General features: G+C 41.2%; 12 protein-coding genes. 8 read left to right on the top strand and 4 right to left on the bottom strand.

Features of this window, described 5'->3' with window-relative positions; genetic code table 11:
* Nucleotides 1–12: 12 nt before the first annotated feature.
* From SULBA_RS03850 to nrfH, 4 genes are all read right to left on the bottom strand, one after another.
* Nucleotides 13–663 (bottom strand): hypothetical protein, encoded by a 651-nt coding sequence (locus SULBA_RS03850; RefSeq protein WP_014768960.1) that lies wholly within the window; start codon nt 661–663, stop codon nt 13–15.
* Entirely contained in the window at nt 660–3,038 is a 2,379-nt protein-coding gene (locus SULBA_RS03845; RefSeq protein ID WP_041671795.1) for a cytochrome c biogenesis protein CcsA, read from the bottom strand. The genes SULBA_RS03850 and SULBA_RS03845 overlap by 4 nt, the downstream gene beginning before the upstream one ends.
* Before the next feature lie 94 nt (nt 3,039–3,132).
* The gene (gene nrfA, locus SULBA_RS03840) at nt 3,133–4,680 is read right to left on the bottom strand and encodes an ammonia-forming cytochrome c nitrite reductase (RefSeq protein WP_014768958.1); all 1,548 of its coding nucleotides are present in this window, start codon (nt 4,678–4,680) and stop codon (nt 3,133–3,135) included.
* Nucleotides 4,681–4,777: 97 nt separating this feature from the next.
* A complete protein-coding gene (nrfH, locus tag SULBA_RS03835; RefSeq protein WP_014768957.1) occupies nt 4,778–5,311 on the bottom strand; it encodes a cytochrome c nitrite reductase small subunit in 534 nt (177 codons plus the stop codon).
* A 274-nt stretch (nt 5,312–5,585) separates the two neighbouring features.
* On the opposite strand from nrfH, the gene SULBA_RS03830 reads away from it, so the two are divergent.
* From SULBA_RS03830 to SULBA_RS03795, 8 genes are all read left to right on the top strand, one after another.
* Nucleotides 5,586–6,281 carry a response regulator transcription factor gene (locus SULBA_RS03830; protein ID WP_041671907.1) on the top strand — a complete coding sequence of 232 codons (696 nt, stop codon included), beginning with the start codon at nt 5,586–5,588 and terminating at the stop codon, nt 6,279–6,281.
* Complete coding sequence (locus tag SULBA_RS03825) at nt 6,265–7,692, top strand: ATP-binding protein (RefSeq protein ID WP_014768955.1); 1,428 nt, start codon at nt 6,265–6,267, stop codon at nt 7,690–7,692. Before SULBA_RS03830 ends, SULBA_RS03825 begins: the two co-directional genes overlap by 17 nt.
* Nucleotides 7,693–7,851: 159 nt before the next feature.
* Nucleotides 7,852–9,924 (top strand): cytochrome c, encoded by a 2,073-nt coding sequence (locus SULBA_RS03820; RefSeq protein WP_014768954.1) that lies wholly within the window; start codon nt 7,852–7,854, stop codon nt 9,922–9,924.
* An 81-nt stretch (nt 9,925–10,005) separates the two neighbouring features.
* On the top strand, nt 10,006–10,797 hold the full coding sequence (locus tag SULBA_RS03815) for an FKBP-type peptidyl-prolyl cis-trans isomerase (protein ID WP_014768953.1): 792 nt from the start codon (nt 10,006–10,008) through the stop codon (nt 10,795–10,797).
* Between the two features lie 33 nt (nt 10,798–10,830).
* On the top strand, nt 10,831–11,505 hold the full coding sequence (locus SULBA_RS03810) for a 4Fe-4S dicluster domain-containing protein (protein WP_014768952.1): 675 nt from the start codon (nt 10,831–10,833) through the stop codon (nt 11,503–11,505).
* A 2-nt stretch (nt 11,506–11,507) separates the two neighbouring features.
* Nucleotides 11,508–12,464 (top strand): NrfD/PsrC family molybdoenzyme membrane anchor subunit, encoded by a 957-nt coding sequence (gene nrfD / locus SULBA_RS03805; protein WP_041671906.1) that lies wholly within the window; start codon nt 11,508–11,510, stop codon nt 12,462–12,464.
* Nucleotides 12,465–12,473: 9 nt separating this feature from the next.
* Nucleotides 12,474–15,167 (top strand): cytochrome c biogenesis protein CcsA, encoded by a 2,694-nt coding sequence (locus SULBA_RS03800; RefSeq protein ID WP_014768950.1) that lies wholly within the window; start codon nt 12,474–12,476, stop codon nt 15,165–15,167.
* Nucleotides 15,168–15,199: 32 nt separating this feature from the next.
* Nucleotides 15,200–16,048: a tetratricopeptide repeat protein gene (locus SULBA_RS03795; protein WP_014768949.1), complete on the top strand. Its 849-nt coding sequence runs from the start codon at nt 15,200–15,202 to the stop codon at nt 16,046–16,048.
* Nucleotides 16,049–16,064: the final 16 nt, after the last annotated feature.

Genomic DNA, 16,064 nt, shown 5'->3' with positions numbered 1-16,064 from the left:
ACGCCTTATCCACTAATGGCTAAACGTAGCGTTTTCAACAATCATCTTATAAAAATAGCCTGAGCCAAAATCTTTATCAATAGCGACAACACCTTTTGCCGTGACAATATCGCCTACCTTTGGAAGCTCTTTTGAGGTAAACACAATGCGCCCAACCTCACTCCCCTCACCTGTTCCATCTTGAATGTGAATCCAATTTCGCCCTATAATATTTTGTGAAGCTTTGACCACCTTGCCACGAATAGCAATCTCTTTGCCCGCTAGTGTTGGGCGTTTTTGCAAGGCCTCTTGAATGCTCAGTGTTCCTTTTTGCTGATAGGGAGATTGCTCAACCTTGTTTTGAATTAGCTCTACATTACCCTTGTTTGAAACATCGGTGCGGTGTTGCAGATTTGAGGCAAAGACCAGTTCATCAAAGCTGCGATTGAGTGCTTTACTTTTGAAGTTTTTTGCACGCATTTCCTCTTCAAAACGCACTTCCATCCCTTTGACAATCTCTATTCCCTCCACCGCAATCCAATACGTTTTTCCTGCTTCTTCAATCTCAAGGTACGTATACCCTCCGCCTTGAATCCCCTCTTTAATCACACCCTCGTGAATGATGCCTGCATGCAAGGCAACGCTACAGGCAAGGCTTGCACACAGCAGTTTAAATCGTCTCATGGTTGTTCCTTTTGTTGTTTGTTTTTATAAGAAAGTATCATCAATCCTAACATTACACCACCACACACATAGACCCAAGTGGGAATAGGCAGAGGATCACCTGTGGCGTACGAGTGCATCCCTGCTAGATAAAAATTAACCCCAAAATAGGTCATCAAAATAGCACTAAATCCCACAACACTCAAAATGGCAAACAGATACTCTGAGTAGAGCTTGCCCATAAGCCTTACATGTAAAATGATCGTATACACCAAAATGCTAATATACGCCCATGTCTCCTTAGGATCCCATCCCCAATAACGCCCCCACGACTCATTCGCCCAAATAGCGCCTAAAAAATTACCGATAACTAAAAGAGAAAGCCCTAAAATCAGGCAGATTTCATTGATTGCGGTGATGTTAGAAATCGCCATTTTAATGCGCTCTGAGGTTTTACATGTAAACAAAATCAAGGTAAAAACGCCCAGTGCACACGCAAGCGCAAAAAAACCATAACTCGCCGTAATAATTGAGACATGAAGGCTGAGCCAAAAAGATTTTAAAACAGGCACAAGATTGGTAATCTCAGGGTCAATGTTTCCCAAATGTGCCACAAACATAAAAATGCCTGCCATCAGCACAGAGCCAGCAAGGGCAAAAAGAGAGTGGCGCATAAAGAGCATACAAAACAACAAACACGACCATGCAATGTAAATCATCGACTCATAGGTATCGCTCATGGGAGCATGAGAGCTTACATACCACCGCAAAACCAATCCCAACGTGTGGAGGATAAAGAGTAAAAACACTCCATAAAACAGAGGTTTTGTTCGTTTACATGTAACAATCTGTGGCGCAAAAACCTGCCCAAATGCAACAAGCAATAAGAGACTACTCACCACAACATAGGCTAAGGTTAAACGCTCAAAAATCTTCATCTGATTGTAGAAAATCTCTACCTTTACATGCGTTTTTGAGGGCATAATCAAAGCACCATGCTTCTCTTGAAACGCCTCAAATGTTTTTACATGTAAAGAGGCTTTTTCATAGTTTCGCTCAAACAAAGCATTGGCAAAACGTACCGAAGCCTCTTGCACCTCTTTGAGTTCTTCACCCTTTTCTTTCATAATGAGCTGTTCAAACGCCACCCACGTATGGTTCTCATCACCTATCACAGGGAAGAGTTTAAACAACACCCCTTGATACATCATAAACGCAATGCTAAGCCTCTCATCGACTTTAATGACATCATTTTCAAAAGTGCCTCTTTGGCTGGGTTTTAGCGCTAAGGCTTTGTGCAACGCCTCTTCAAGTTTGTAGCGATGCCCCTCAAAAAAGTCCTCAAAACGAAGCAATTTTTGTGTGGGTGAAACACCAACAAACTCCCTAAGTTTTGGTGTTTTTGTTTGAATCATCGGCAAGGTTTTCCACAAACTAGGATGCGAGAGCATCCCTAAGGCAATTTGCGTCGGGTTCATGTCATACAACGTACTTTTACCGCTGAGTTTATAGAGCACTTCTTGGCTGAGCGTATCAAAAGGTTTCATACGTCCCATACGTGATTGCACAACCAGTTTTCCAAAATCCGCTGCCACTTCGACACTCTTAGTGCGATGCTCATCCAAATAGGTCTGAACATACTCGCTATGAGAAAAAAGCGGCGTGTGTGACATGAGCAAAAAAAGCAAGATAAAAGAGCTGTTTTTGAGCTGTTCTATGCGTTTTCTAAAGCGTGATTTTTTATCAAAAAGGTTGAGAATAAGCCCTAAAAAAAGCAGTGCGTAACCCACATACGTGACTTCCACCCCAGGGTCTTTGCTAAGAGAGAGAATGGTTCCTTTTTCATCAGGGTCATAAAAAGTTTGAAAAAATTTGTACCCTTTGTAGCTTAGCGTATGGTTCATGTAAATTTTCGCATCAAAACTTACATTGCCATCTATAATACGCACATCGCTGGTATACGAAGAGGGAGCTTTGCTTCCATAATAACGCTCTACTTCAAAATCTTTTAAATGCACAAAAAAAGGTAAGGTAATTTCTCTATTTTTATCACTCGAAAAAAAGGTGTTAACACTCGTGTTTTCACGAATTTTCATGACACCCTCTACCCCAAAATAACGGCTCAATCCTGAGCCAATCAAAATAAAAATAAACGCCCCATGAAAGAGAAAACGGCTTACATGTAACACCATTTTACTCGCATACATCACCCATGCCAAATGAAGTGCGGCCAAACACAACAGTGCTTCATACCACAGCGCATCATAGACATAAGACCTTGCAAACGCTGTGCCAAAATCGTTTTCTAAAAAGGTCGCAACCGCTGCACCTAGGGCTAAAGCGATGAGCAAAAACAGCATGGTTTTATACGAATGCAACATGTTAAGCAACACCATAAAATCCTTTATATAATACGAAAACAACCTATGGTCTACGTCACTTTAGTATAACATAAAGACGAAGGGGAAATGCATCCCCTTCCTGAAAGTCTTACTTTTTATTCCATGACGATTTGCCATCGTTAATGGTATCAGCATCTTTGTACATACTTGGGTGCAACCTACCTTTTGCAACCGCCTCTTGTTTCCACGCTTGTTCTAGCGTTTGTTTAAATTTCATTTTTTCAGCAGATAAGGCAGCCATATCGACTTTGACTAATTTTTGAGCCTTTGCTTTGGTATCAAAATCAGGTGCACTGTAATCCATCACACCGTGTTTTGCTAAAATCCTCACCAACAAAAGACGTGCACTTTGTGCGTCTTCATTGGCAGCGGATAATAAACGAAGGGTCTCTTCAGGTGCATGGAAGTAGTTACCGTGCGCTGCAATTGCCATGTCACCTTTAAACTGTCCATGACGAATGAGTCTACGCACTTCTTTTAGCTCCTCATCACTCGCACCCACTTCCATTGCTTTTCCTGTCTCAAGGTGGGCTTTTGCGATGTTGTCAAAGGCAATTTTGTTTAAGAACTCTTTGCGCTCGTATTTTTGATGCACGATGCCTCTTAACTTTGACTCACTCTCTCTGTGGCAGTTCATACATGTTCTGTCCATCTCATTGAGTGGGTTTTCAAGCACTTGATGATCAGAATACTTCACTGAACCCTCTTGTGTATACGGCATATGACAATCCGCACACGAGACACCTTTTTGACCATGAATACCTGTTTTCCAAAACTCATAATCAGGATGTTGCGCCTTTAGCATGGGTGTTTTTGAAATGTTATGCGTCCAATCAGAAAAACCAATTTCATCGTAATACTTAATCATGCCCTCGGTACCTGAATTTCCCTCTTTACCAATGCCATTTGCCCACGGATACGTTACCACCATTGCTGTTTTATCCACACCTTTGGCATCTTTCCATTCGGTTTTTTTGAAATAATACTCTACGTGGCATTGCGCACAGACCAAAGAGCGTTTTTCTTGATGGGTTGATTCTTCAAAAGGTTTAAGTCCTGCTGCAACTAAGGCACGATTGAGTTGTGGTACGGTTGCTTTAAGCTCTGCTGTTTTATCATCATGGCAGTTCGCACAACCAATGGAATTGACCACTTGAGAGCCATACTTTGCCCACTTACCTGTAAAATACTCCAACTCACCGTCTTCTTCAATCAGACGAGGCACATCAGGCGATTTACATGTCCAACACGCCGTTGGCAAAGGCCCTGTTTTTTCATCCACAGGAGCACCCGTTCGAAGACTATTGACATTGTCCTGCACCGCATAATAGTGCCCACGTGGAGAGTTATAATCTTTTGAAAACGCATACCCACCCCACGCAATGACTAAGGCTGGATCTTTTTCAAGCATATCTGTGAAACTATCGTACTCTTTTGTTTTTTTCCATGAGTCAAACTGACGGGGGTAATATTTTGCCCACTCTTCACTTTTGGCTTTATTGGCAATGCCCGCTTCACTGGGTGCTTTTGCAAGCTCCACACGCTGTTTTTCTCTTTCATTGATGTTACTCGCTAAAAGCGCCATCGCACCAATGGCTACCAATGAGCCAACCAATAACACTTTAAATTTATTCATTTTCTCTCCTTTTCTATATTCTTACACGTTTCAAAAGCAAAGCTCTTGAAACGACGCTAGCCGCTGAGGCGCTAAAGCTTGCCTCGTTGAGGCAGAGTTACTTCACTTCTTTAACGCCTAAGGCATTAGGTGTTGTGGTAAGACCTCTTACTTTTCCATGCGGTACACCCTTATGACACTCCCAACATCGTCTGCCCGTTGCAACACTTGGGTCATCATAGTGATGATTGACATCGGCGTTGCTCACCATTTGAGAGCTTAAACTTGCATGACACGCAATACAATTGTCCTGAACTCTTTGTGCACCATTGTCACTGATTTGAATCGCATTTTTGTACGTATTAAAGGTAAATGCCACACTGTGGTTGTACCCATCAATGGCTTTTGCGATGTACTTGTTTACCATGTTATCCCGTGGTAAGTGACAATCAATACAGGTGGCCCGCTCAGCATGCGAACTGTGTTGCCATGTCGCATACTGCGTGTTCATGACGTGACAGTTGATACACGCTTTTGGATCACTGGAGAGATACGACAGCGCTTTGGATGCGTTCACCATGTAGGCAAAAAAACCAATGGCGACCACAAACGCACACAATGCTGCGTATTTTAGGAAATTACTCTTTTTCACATTTCCTCCTTTATTCTTTTCGTTAACTTTTCATCTTTACATGTAAAAGCAACAACGCCCAACCCATTATCCTTTAGCTCATCCTCTTGTAAGACCAACAAACCTCCTCAACATTAATTTTAAATTAAATTAAAATATAAGACTAAGAATAGAGTGATTGTATAAAGAATAGAAGAAAAAAGCCTTGACTTATATCAAGCTTCTTAAGAAAAAATCAGATACCATTTTTCTCTTACTTTGTATCAAAGCGAAGATGCATTCAAAGGCACACATGATGGTAACTTGCAATCCTTTAGATATTTTGTCCAATAAAAAAGTCTTATGCGTTGAAGATGAAGCGATTATTTTGAGTAATATTATGGAGTCTTTAGAGCTTTTTTTTGGAAAAGTCGTAGGCGTCAAAGATGGACGTGAGGCACTGGATGAAGCATTGGGCAATCTCTACGATGTTTTGATGCTTGATATTTCCATTCCCTACATCGATGGATTGGATGTGGTTAAAAAAATTCGTCAGGTTAATAAAAAAATTCCTATTATCATCCTCTCTGCACACAGCGAACAAGAGTACCTTTGGCGTGCGGTGGAGCTTAAGATTACACGCTACCTTTGCAAACCTTACGATAAAAATAGCCTCATAAAAGCCCTTGAAGATGTTGCCCTAGAACTGGTAGAGCATCAACCCTGTGTGCAGATTATGCCCTCTTGTGTGTATGATTATTGCCGTAAAACCATTACCGCCAATGAGCAGATACTGCATCTTTCAAAAAGTGAGAGCCGTTTGCTGGAATATTTTCTCAAACGTCCCAATCAGACCATTACATACGAGCAACTTTTTGAGTACATGTGGGAGTTTGAACAACCAAGCAAAGAGGCTTTAAAATCTATTGTGAAAGAGTTACGTAAAAAAATCCACAGCGATTTTATTAAAAATCTGTACGGCGTAGGGTATTTGTGTGAAATTCAAATTTAAAATCGTTGTAGCACTGTTTGTTTTACTCTATACGATTATCACCCTTTTGTTTTTCAATTTCTATCGAGAGCTTGCCCTTAAAGATGCGAAACAAGAAGCTATAATTGTGCTAGATACCATGAATGCCATTCGAGATTATGTCTCCATTGTACAACGTCCTCTGATAGAAGAGCTCAAAGAAAAAAAGATGTTGGTGCACGATTTTTTTGACCCACGCTTGCTTTCATCGACCTACATTGCTCGCTCCATTTATGAGATTCAGCGGATGAAAAAGAACATCAACTATGACTACAAACTCATTGCCTATAATCCGCTTAATCCTGCTCATGAGGGCAATGATTTTGAACATGAGATTTTAGATGATTTTAAAGAGGGGCTTTACGATGAGTATGCGCATATTATTACAGAAAACAAAACACCCTATTTTTTTGTAGGACTTCCTATTCGCAACTCTCATCCCTCATGCCTAGAGTGTCATGTCGCAAACAGCGCACCCAAACGGATGGTAGAGCAGTACCATGTCATTCCTGATTTTGATTCTAAGGTGGGTGATGTGATTGCGATGATTACCTTTAAAATACCTGTTTTAAGCATCTTAACCTACCATGTCAAAGAGTTTATTGTGGGTGGTGCGGTGATGTTTATTGTTTTTGTCCTGTTTATTCTCTTTTTGTACAAAATTTATCAAGGGGAATTAAAGCTTCAAGAGAAGACCAAAATGCTCATGATGAGCCAAAACAGACTTGCTTCCATGGGAGAGATGATTGGCAATATTTCTCACCAATGGCGACAACCCTTAGCACAAGTAAGTGCCATCTTAATCAATCTTGAACTGCACAGTGAAAAAGACAAACTCACCAAAGAAAAGCTTTCACAAAAAATAGAAGAAGCCAATGAACAACTTCGTTTCATGTCCCATACCATTGATGATTTCAAAAACTTTTTTGCCCCTCAAAAAGCAAAACAAGCGTTTAGTGCACACGAGATTATCCATCAAGCAAAACGCTTGCTCAGTGCTTCTTTTGAAAAAGATGCCATAGAAGTGCACATTCACATTCAAGAAAACTTTACCATCCTAGGCTACGCCAATGAAATTGTCCAAGTGCTCTTAAATATTATGAACAACGCAAAAGAGGCATTTATAGCGAACAATACGGCTTTACGTCTTATCAAAATTGTCGCCTTTGTTGAAGAATCTACCCCAAAAATCACCATTGCCAATAATGCTGGATGTATTGATAATGCTCTTATAGAGACCATTTTTGACCCTTATGTGAGTACCAAAGAGTCTAGCAGTGGGTTAGGATTGTACATGAGTCAAATGATTGTTCAAAAAAATGGCGCACGTTTACATGTAAACAATCTGCAAGATGGCGTTATCTTTACAATTATTTTTAATCCAATAATTTAACATAAATTTAATACTTCCCCCTTTTCCCCCCTTTTTTAGTGTTACCATTTCCTTCGAAGCAAGCGCATGCGTGTGCTTTAGTTGCGTTATAACACTTCAAGAACTCCACGCTTAGAGGTTACAAACGCAATTTAGGTTGAATGTTTCAAAGGAGGGAACATGAGAAAATGGGACAAAGTGTTACTTGGTTTATTCATGTGCACAAGCTTTTGTGCCATCGGTGCGACGAGCGCTGGGGCTATGGAAGGCATGCAGATGAGTCAAGAGGCCAGAGAAGTCATTGCGCATCCTAAGGGGACAAAGGAAAGCAGAGGCGTTATCTCCTTGCAAGACTATATTGTTGAAGAGAAGGCGATGTATGACTGGCTCTTCAAAAACCATCCTATTTTTACCAAATACGGTGGCAAAACAGTGGGCAAACTGGTTGTCAACGATCGTGGTAAAGAGTGGCTTGAAGAGGGACATGGCTATGAGATGTCCAAAGCCTCTAAACGAAGTGATGGTGAGGGCTTTAGCTCTATGATGTATCGGGTTGCACGGGCTTCAACCTTGCAATATCCGAATAAATTTATAGGGCCTGAGAAGTGTGGCGAGTGTCACCCTGCGCAATATGAGACTTGGAGCAGGTCACGACACTCATCCACAATCCGTTTTCCAGGCGAACACCCTGAGGTGAATAATAAATTAAATGAGCCTGTCTTTGACAAAGACACCGCATCTATTTTACCTCAAGGTATTACACCTGATGTCATCTATTGTACTATAGGTCACATTAGAACTAAATTTGGCTTCTTTGATGCGTGGTTACTACGTGGAACGTACCATGTTGAAGGAGGTATGCTTAAAAATGGCACAGGTCAAATCGTAGCAGGTGGTAATCAATGGCAACGCACATGGGCGTATAATTTATCTCCTGAAGTGGCGAAGAAAATCAAAAAATGGGTACCTGACTTTCCTGTCACGCTTGAAGAGTATGGTGACAATGGTGGCTATGTAAGAGGTCTTGCTTCCTATGCGGCTAAGTACAAAAAATCGATGTCGTTTCAAGCCTCAACATCGTATTGTGAAGTCTGCCATCCGTGGAAGTTTGATTTTAAAAATCAAGGCGAATTTTTTGCAGCCTTAGGCAATGCCAAAGAGCTTCAAAAACACACCATTTCCAAAGGTATTTCATGCGAAGAGTGTCATGGTGCAGGTGGTCACTTAGAAGGAGGTTCTGGTCTTTTAATCTCCAATTGTGAACGCTGTCATCAACGCTTCTCCTACAGTCCTGATTTAGCCAGAAGTAACCCACTCAATGTCGGTAAACCTGATTTGGCATTTAGTTCAAAATTCAAATCAATGGGACCTGGATGTGGTACTGAGGGTGCACAAACTTATTTTTCAGCACACTATGATAAAGGAATGCGCTGTGCAACCTGCCATGATCCACACGATGTTACGGGTGATTTAACAGGCGAAAAAGATGTGAAAGGGATGAATTACAATCCTAATCAAGGCTATTTAAGTTCATTTTACAGCAAACCTAAACTGAAAAAACAGTGTGCGGATTGTCATAAAGAACAAGCCTATATTCATGCAAAATCAGACACACACAGCAAAAACAGTTGTGCAACCTGCCATATGCCATTCTTGATGAGTTGTGAAAACTTCTATGCTATCCAATTTCAAGATCAAGCAGGTTTTGATACCCAACGCCGTTCTCACATTTGGAAAATCGAAGTCGATCCAAAAATGAAAACAATGGTAGCTAGCGCTGCAGCAACAGGTCCTCGTGATACAAAAGATTGGCATTTTGAGCGCAACAAAGAGGGACGAAATTATGTTGACTTGATGTGGGCATGTGCACGTACCACCTGGGCAGATAAAGACCAAGCCGATGCCAAAGGGTGCCACAGTCCTGTTAACTCTGAACTCAAAGAGACCCTTCATTTCAAAGACCAAAAACAAGTCTATAACGAAGTCATGGGATGGCAAACACCTGTAAAAGATCAATTTACTCAGGTGAAAGTGGGCATTCAAGGGCTTTATTCTTTACTCGAAGTGAAAAAATTAGCGCCTTCGGATAAAGCACGGGTGTATGAGTTGATTGAAAAAGCCCAAGTAACTGTTGATTTAGTGGAGAAAGACGGTTCATGGGGTGTGCATGGTTTCAAATACACCAAACAACGCTTAGATGCTGCGGTTGAATATATTAACGAAGCCCAACGCATTATGAAGAAAAATCTCTAAAAACAAGGTGTCGCATAGGCGATGAACAGATTGGGCTAAGCACTTAGTTTAGCCCATGATTTTTATGGTAAAGGCATGATAATGTGTGGTAAAAAAATCTCTATTGGGTTATTTGTATCTCTTTGTTTTGTAGCACAGGGATTTGCAGTCGAACTCAAAACAAATGTACAAAAAGAGTCTTACAGTATAGGTGCATCTACAGGTGCTTATATTTCTAATCAACTTTTTGAGCAAAATGAATTTGGTATCAAAGCAGATATTGATGCACTGATTGATGGCTTTGTGGATGCCTTAAAGAAAAAGCAAAAACTCAGTGATGAAGAGATTATCACCCATCTTAACAATCGAGCAGAGGGTTTAAATAAAATCAGCCAAGAGAGATTTAGCCAACAACTCAATGCCAATTTAGATGCGGGCAAAAAATACCTTGCGAACAACGCTAAAAATAAGAAAGTCATCACCACCAAATCGGGTCTTCAATACGAAAAAATTGCCGAAGGTAAAGGGGTTAAACCCAAACCAGAGAGCATTGTGTTGATTCATTACAAAGGAAGCTTACTCGATGGAACACTCTTTGATAACACCTATGAGCGTAAACAACCTGCCCATCTTTCCATGATTAATGTGATTGATGGCTTGCAAGAGGGGTTAATGCTGATGAGTGAGGGCGAAAAAGCAAAAATAGTCATTCCCAGTGAACTGGCCTATGGCAACGCAGATGTGCAAGCCATTCCAGCAGGTTCCACGGTTATTTTTGAAGTAGAACTCATCAAAGTGTTAAAACCTGGTGAATTAAATAACAGTGCAAAAGCACTCAGTGAAGAGACAAAAAAAGAGATGTCAGAGACCAAACAACCGCTTAAAAAACTGTAGAAGTTCATAGTCACACAAAAAGGGGAGACGAGAATGGAACAAACCAATACACGAAGGAATTTTTTAAAATATTTAGGAGCAAGTTCTCTTGTTTTGGGTACTGTTGGGCACGGTAGTCAAACGCAAGAGGAAGAAAGTTCTCCTAAAAAACCACACTATGGCATGATATTTGATCAAAACAAATGTGTGGGATGTACAGAATGTGAGGTGGCGTGTCGTACCACCAATGCGGTTCCTAAAACGCAAGCAAGACTCTATGTTCAAAATAAGACAAACCCTGCTACACCCATGGAAAAACGCTACACCCGTGTTTCATGTCAACAATGTGTGGACGCACCTTGTGTCAACGTCTGTCCCACAAATGCCTGTTACAAGGATGAAAAAACGGGCATTGTCACCATGAATACAAAGGATTGTATTGCATGCAAATATTGCATTGTTGCCTGTCCGTATGATGTGCGTTTTATCAACCACGAAACCAAATCCGCAGAAAATTGCAATTTTTGCTTTAATACCAATTTTGCCAAAAATGAAGAACCCGCATGTGTACAAGCGTGTAAATATAAAGCCTTGGTCTTTGGTGATTTAAACGATGAGGCATCGTATATCAACCAGCTTTTACATGTAAAAGATGCGGTGCGTATGAAGCCCTCGTTTGGGACACAACCGAGCCTTCGCTACATTCCTATTGTTAAGACAGGAGTTTAATGATGAATGAATCCATAGAATTTAATGTAGGCTTTTCACACGGTGTAGAATGGGGCTGGCCTATTGGTGTGTATTTGCTACTGGCTGGTATTTCAGGAGGTGCGCTGATGATCGCTTTAGCGCTTCGATATTATAAAAATCAAACGCAAGAGACGCCTTTGTTAAAAGCTGCCTCACTTGTCTCCTTTGTCACCATTGCACTGGGAATGATTTTTCTAGTGGGTGATTTGGAAAAACCGCTTTACTTTTGGAAAATTCTCATCAACTACAATTTTACATCGGTGATGTCTATTGGTGTGTTGGCATTGTGTCTGTACATACCTCTCACCTTTTTAATTGTTGTGTTGGTGTTTGAGGCATGGATAAAAGAGCATTTAGGACACACACCCCTTTCAAAGCTCTTTTTTCTCTTTGCACTCTTGAGACCTTTGCGCCCATTGATTCATCTTTTGGCGTTTATTTTTGCGTTGGTGGTGTGTGCGTATACAGGCTTTCTTATCTCGGTTTTGGTGCGCTTTCCTCTCTTAAATACCGCCATTTTACCTGCGTTGTTTGTGATCTCAGGACTCTCTGCAGGAACAGCATTTTCAAGCATCATTGCGTCGTATTACTTTCAAGCAGAGCCACACCACGGTGATATGAAAACCCTTCACACCGTAGAATGGCCCGTTATGGCGATAGAAATGTTGTTGCTGTTTATGCTTTTTGTTTCATTGATCGTGGGCACAAACGTCGATAAACACGCAGCGGCTGCTTTTTTTGAGGGCGCATATCCTCCTTTGTTTTGGATCGGTGTTGTAGGTGTTGGATTTGGCGTGCCTTTGGTACTCAATTTTTTACTCGGAAAAACGGTGGCACATAGCCGTATAAGCTTTTATCTCAGTGGTATAGCAAGTGTTTTAGGTGTTTTATCGTTACGCCTATTTATTTTATATGCTGGACAGACGTTTAGCGCTTAAGGGGTTTTGATGCAGGGTTTAAGAGAGATGGTACGTCGTTTTTGTTCGTACACAATGGTGCTAATTTTACTGGCTATTTTGGGTATAGGTGGGGCAATTGCCACCTTTATTGAGAGCGCATACGATACGCAAACCGCTAAAATACTCATCTACGATGCAAGGTGGTATGAAGCGGTCATGGTGCTTTCAACCCTAAGCCTAATAGGATTAATCTATAAAACACGTATGTGGAAACGCATGGGCTCTTTTTTAATCCATCTCTCGTTTATTGTCATTCTTATAGGTGCTGGGCTTACCCGTTATTTTGGCTATGAGGGGATTATTCATATTCGAGAGGGGCAACATGAAAAGGAGATGATAACCGTCGTACCTTATCTACACATTCAAACCCACGAAACATCGTTTGAACACCCACTGGTTTTAGGGCAATTAGGAAAAAATGATTTTTCTTTTTTACATGTAATCCATGGAAAACCCTTGAATATCACCTATAAAGACTACCACTACAAAGGGAAGGGAGAACGTGCAAACCTAGAAGTGTATGTGACATATGGAAGCCAAATGCGCACCCTGCTTCTTAAAGGAGGTGCGGGATGGGTTGAAGAGCCCGTTATTGCCTCCTTTGAAGGCTTAGAGCTTGCTTTAACATGGGGCTCAAAAGTCATGGATTTGCCCTTTTCACTTGCACTTCGTGACTTTGAACTAAAACGCTATGCAGGCTCCATGAGTCCCTCTTCCTACAGCAGTGACATTGAGGTCTTAGACGCAAACCACAACACACTTTTTGCGTACCAAATTTTTATGAATCACCCTTTGCACTATGCAGGCTATACCTTTTTTCAATCTTCCTATGATTTGGATGAGCAAGGAACGGTGCTAGAAATCAACAAAGACCCTGGAAAATGGCCAACCTATGCAGGCTATTTTCTATTAACCCTAGGCTTTCTTAGCAATTTTTTCACACAAGGAAGCCGCTTTTTAAAATTAAGAGCCTATCTCAAAAATGTTCAACTTCTGTGGCTTTTACTCTGTTTTTCGTTATGTGGCATAGATGCCAAAGCCAATACGACCCTGTATTTAGAGCACTTAGCACACAACAGTGCGGTGCATGCTAAAGAAGACCTCAGTAGCCTCTTGATACAAGATATGCAAGGGCGCATCAAACCGTTTAGCACCGAAGCGCTGGATATTGTGCATAAGCTTACCTCTGAAAGCTCTTTATACCATCTAAGTGCAGAACAAATAATTTTAGGGATGAGCGCACAGCCTCAAATGTGGCAAGAGATTCCTTTGGTAAAACTCAATAACGCACACATTAAAGAACTGCTTAATCTTCCTCCTACGCAAACTTTTGTCTCGTTTTCTCAGGTTTTTGATGCCAATGGAGCGTATAAATTAGCGCATGCCATCAATGAAGCCAATCAAAAACCACAATCAAAGCGAGGAACGTTTGAAAATGACCTCATCAAATTTGATGAAAAACTCAATATTGCCTACCTTACCTTTAAGGGGGTATTGTTTAAATTTATTCCACTACCTAACGATAAAAATCATACATGGCTCACTCCCAATGATGCCTTGCAACATCCGCTCATCTCTGTAGAGATAAAAAATGCAATTAGCACCTATTTCTCAGGATTGCAAGAGGGCATTAATCGCAATGAATGGACAAAAGCCTCACAGGCACTTTACACACTTAAAAGCCACCAAAAACTCTATGCGCAAGAGGTTATTCCCTCTCAAGCACGCATTCAAGCAGAGCTCTTATACAACCGCTTAGCCCTCTTTCAAAAACTCATTGGGGTCTATTTTACGCTTGGTTTTGCCGCCTTTTTTCTTGCCTTGTTTTCTTTGTTTACCCAAAAACAGTTTAAGCACGTAGAGACCATTCTCATCGCTGCTTTTAGCCTAGGACTGCTTATGCATACCTTTGCTTTAGGGCTTCGCTGGTATGTTTCAGGGCATGCACCCTGGAGTGATTCGTATGAATCTATGGTTTATATTGGCTGGTCTGCTGCCTTTGCGGGGCTTGTTGTTTTTAGGCGTTCCATGCTCTCACTGTGTGCTGCTTCCATTTTTGCGGGCATTATGATGCTGGTCTCTCACATGAGCTTTGTCAACCCTCAAATGACCAATTTAGTCCCTGTCTTAAAATCGTATTGGCTGAGTATTCACGTCTCTGTGATTACAGCGAGTTATGGTTTTTTAGGCTTAGGAGCACTGCTTGGTCTTTTAAGCCTTATGCTGATGGCATGTAAAACAAAAAGCAATGAAAATGTTTTAAATGAGCAGATTCGAACCCTCTATGCCATCAATGAAATCAGCCTTATCATCGGACTTTCCATGCTTGCTATTGGAAACTTTTTTGGTGGTATTTGGGCGAATGAGTCATGGGGAAGGTATTGGGGATGGGATCCAAAAGAGACATGGTCGTATGTTTCTATTATTGTCTATGCCTTTATTTTGCATATGCGCTTTGTTCCCAAAATTTACTCCGTATTTTCGTTTTCCCTTGCCTCTGTTTTTGGATTTAGTTCCATTATTATGACCTATTTTGGTGTTAATTTTTACCTCACAGGCATGCACTCATACGCCGCAACAGGAGAGAGTCCGAGTATTCCTATGGGGGTTTATTATGCCATTGGCGTTCTTGTCGCACTCAGCCTTATTGCGTATAGAGGTCGCCGTGTACGAGCGATTTAATGCATTACATGTAAAAAAATAAAGGAGTTTCTATGAAAATATACCATCTTGCTCTCTGCTTGAGTCTGAGTCTTTTATCGGCGCATGCAGGCTTTATTAAAGAAGGGCTTGAAGCCAAAGAAAAGGGTGACCATCAAAAGTTGGTCGAGATTTACGATAAAGCGTGCAAAGAGGGAAAGGCTACAGGGTGTTACAACCTAGGCGTTGTCTATCAAGAAGGTACTGGCAATGTGGCTAAAGATCTCAACAAAGCACGTGAACTCTACGAAAAAGCGTGTGAGCAAAACTTTAGTTCTGCATGCTACAACCTAGGCTTAATGTACGTTGAGGGGCAAGGGGTTCAAAGCGATTTAGCCAAAGCGAAGAATTTGTATGAAAAAGCCTGCAATGACAATGATGATGTTGCGTGCAACAGTTTAGGGCTTTTGTATGCCAATGGCGCAGGTGTTAAGCAGGATTATCAAAAAGCCAGCGAGCTCTATCAAAAAGCGTGCCAAAGTGAAAACCTGTACGCATGTAACAATTTAGGCTTTTTGTATACCAACGGTAGAGGCGTCATGCAAGACGATAAAAAAGCCAGCGAGTTGTATCAAAAAGCGTGTGATGGCACGATTGGCGTTGCGTGCAATAACCTAGGATTATTGTATGCCACAGGAAAGGGAGTGCTTTTAGACTTTAACAAAGCCAGCGAGTTGTATCAAAAAGCATGTTCTGCTGGTTATACGCAAGGATGCAATGATTTAGCCATTTTATACGCTGAGGGTAAGGGCGTTAGCAAGGATGAGCAAAAAGCCTACGAACTTTTTGAGCAAAGTTGCAAACAAGGGCTTCAAGTAGGATGCGACAATGTGCGTATCTTAAAATCTCCTCATACTCATTAATTTACATGTAAAGGAT

This window comes from Sulfurospirillum barnesii SES-3 (assembly GCF_000265295.1).
In the GTDB taxonomy this organism is placed as follows: Bacteria; Campylobacterota; Campylobacteria; order Campylobacterales; family Sulfurospirillaceae; genus Sulfurospirillum; species Sulfurospirillum barnesii.
This window is presented reverse-complemented; position numbering and strand designations above follow the sequence as displayed.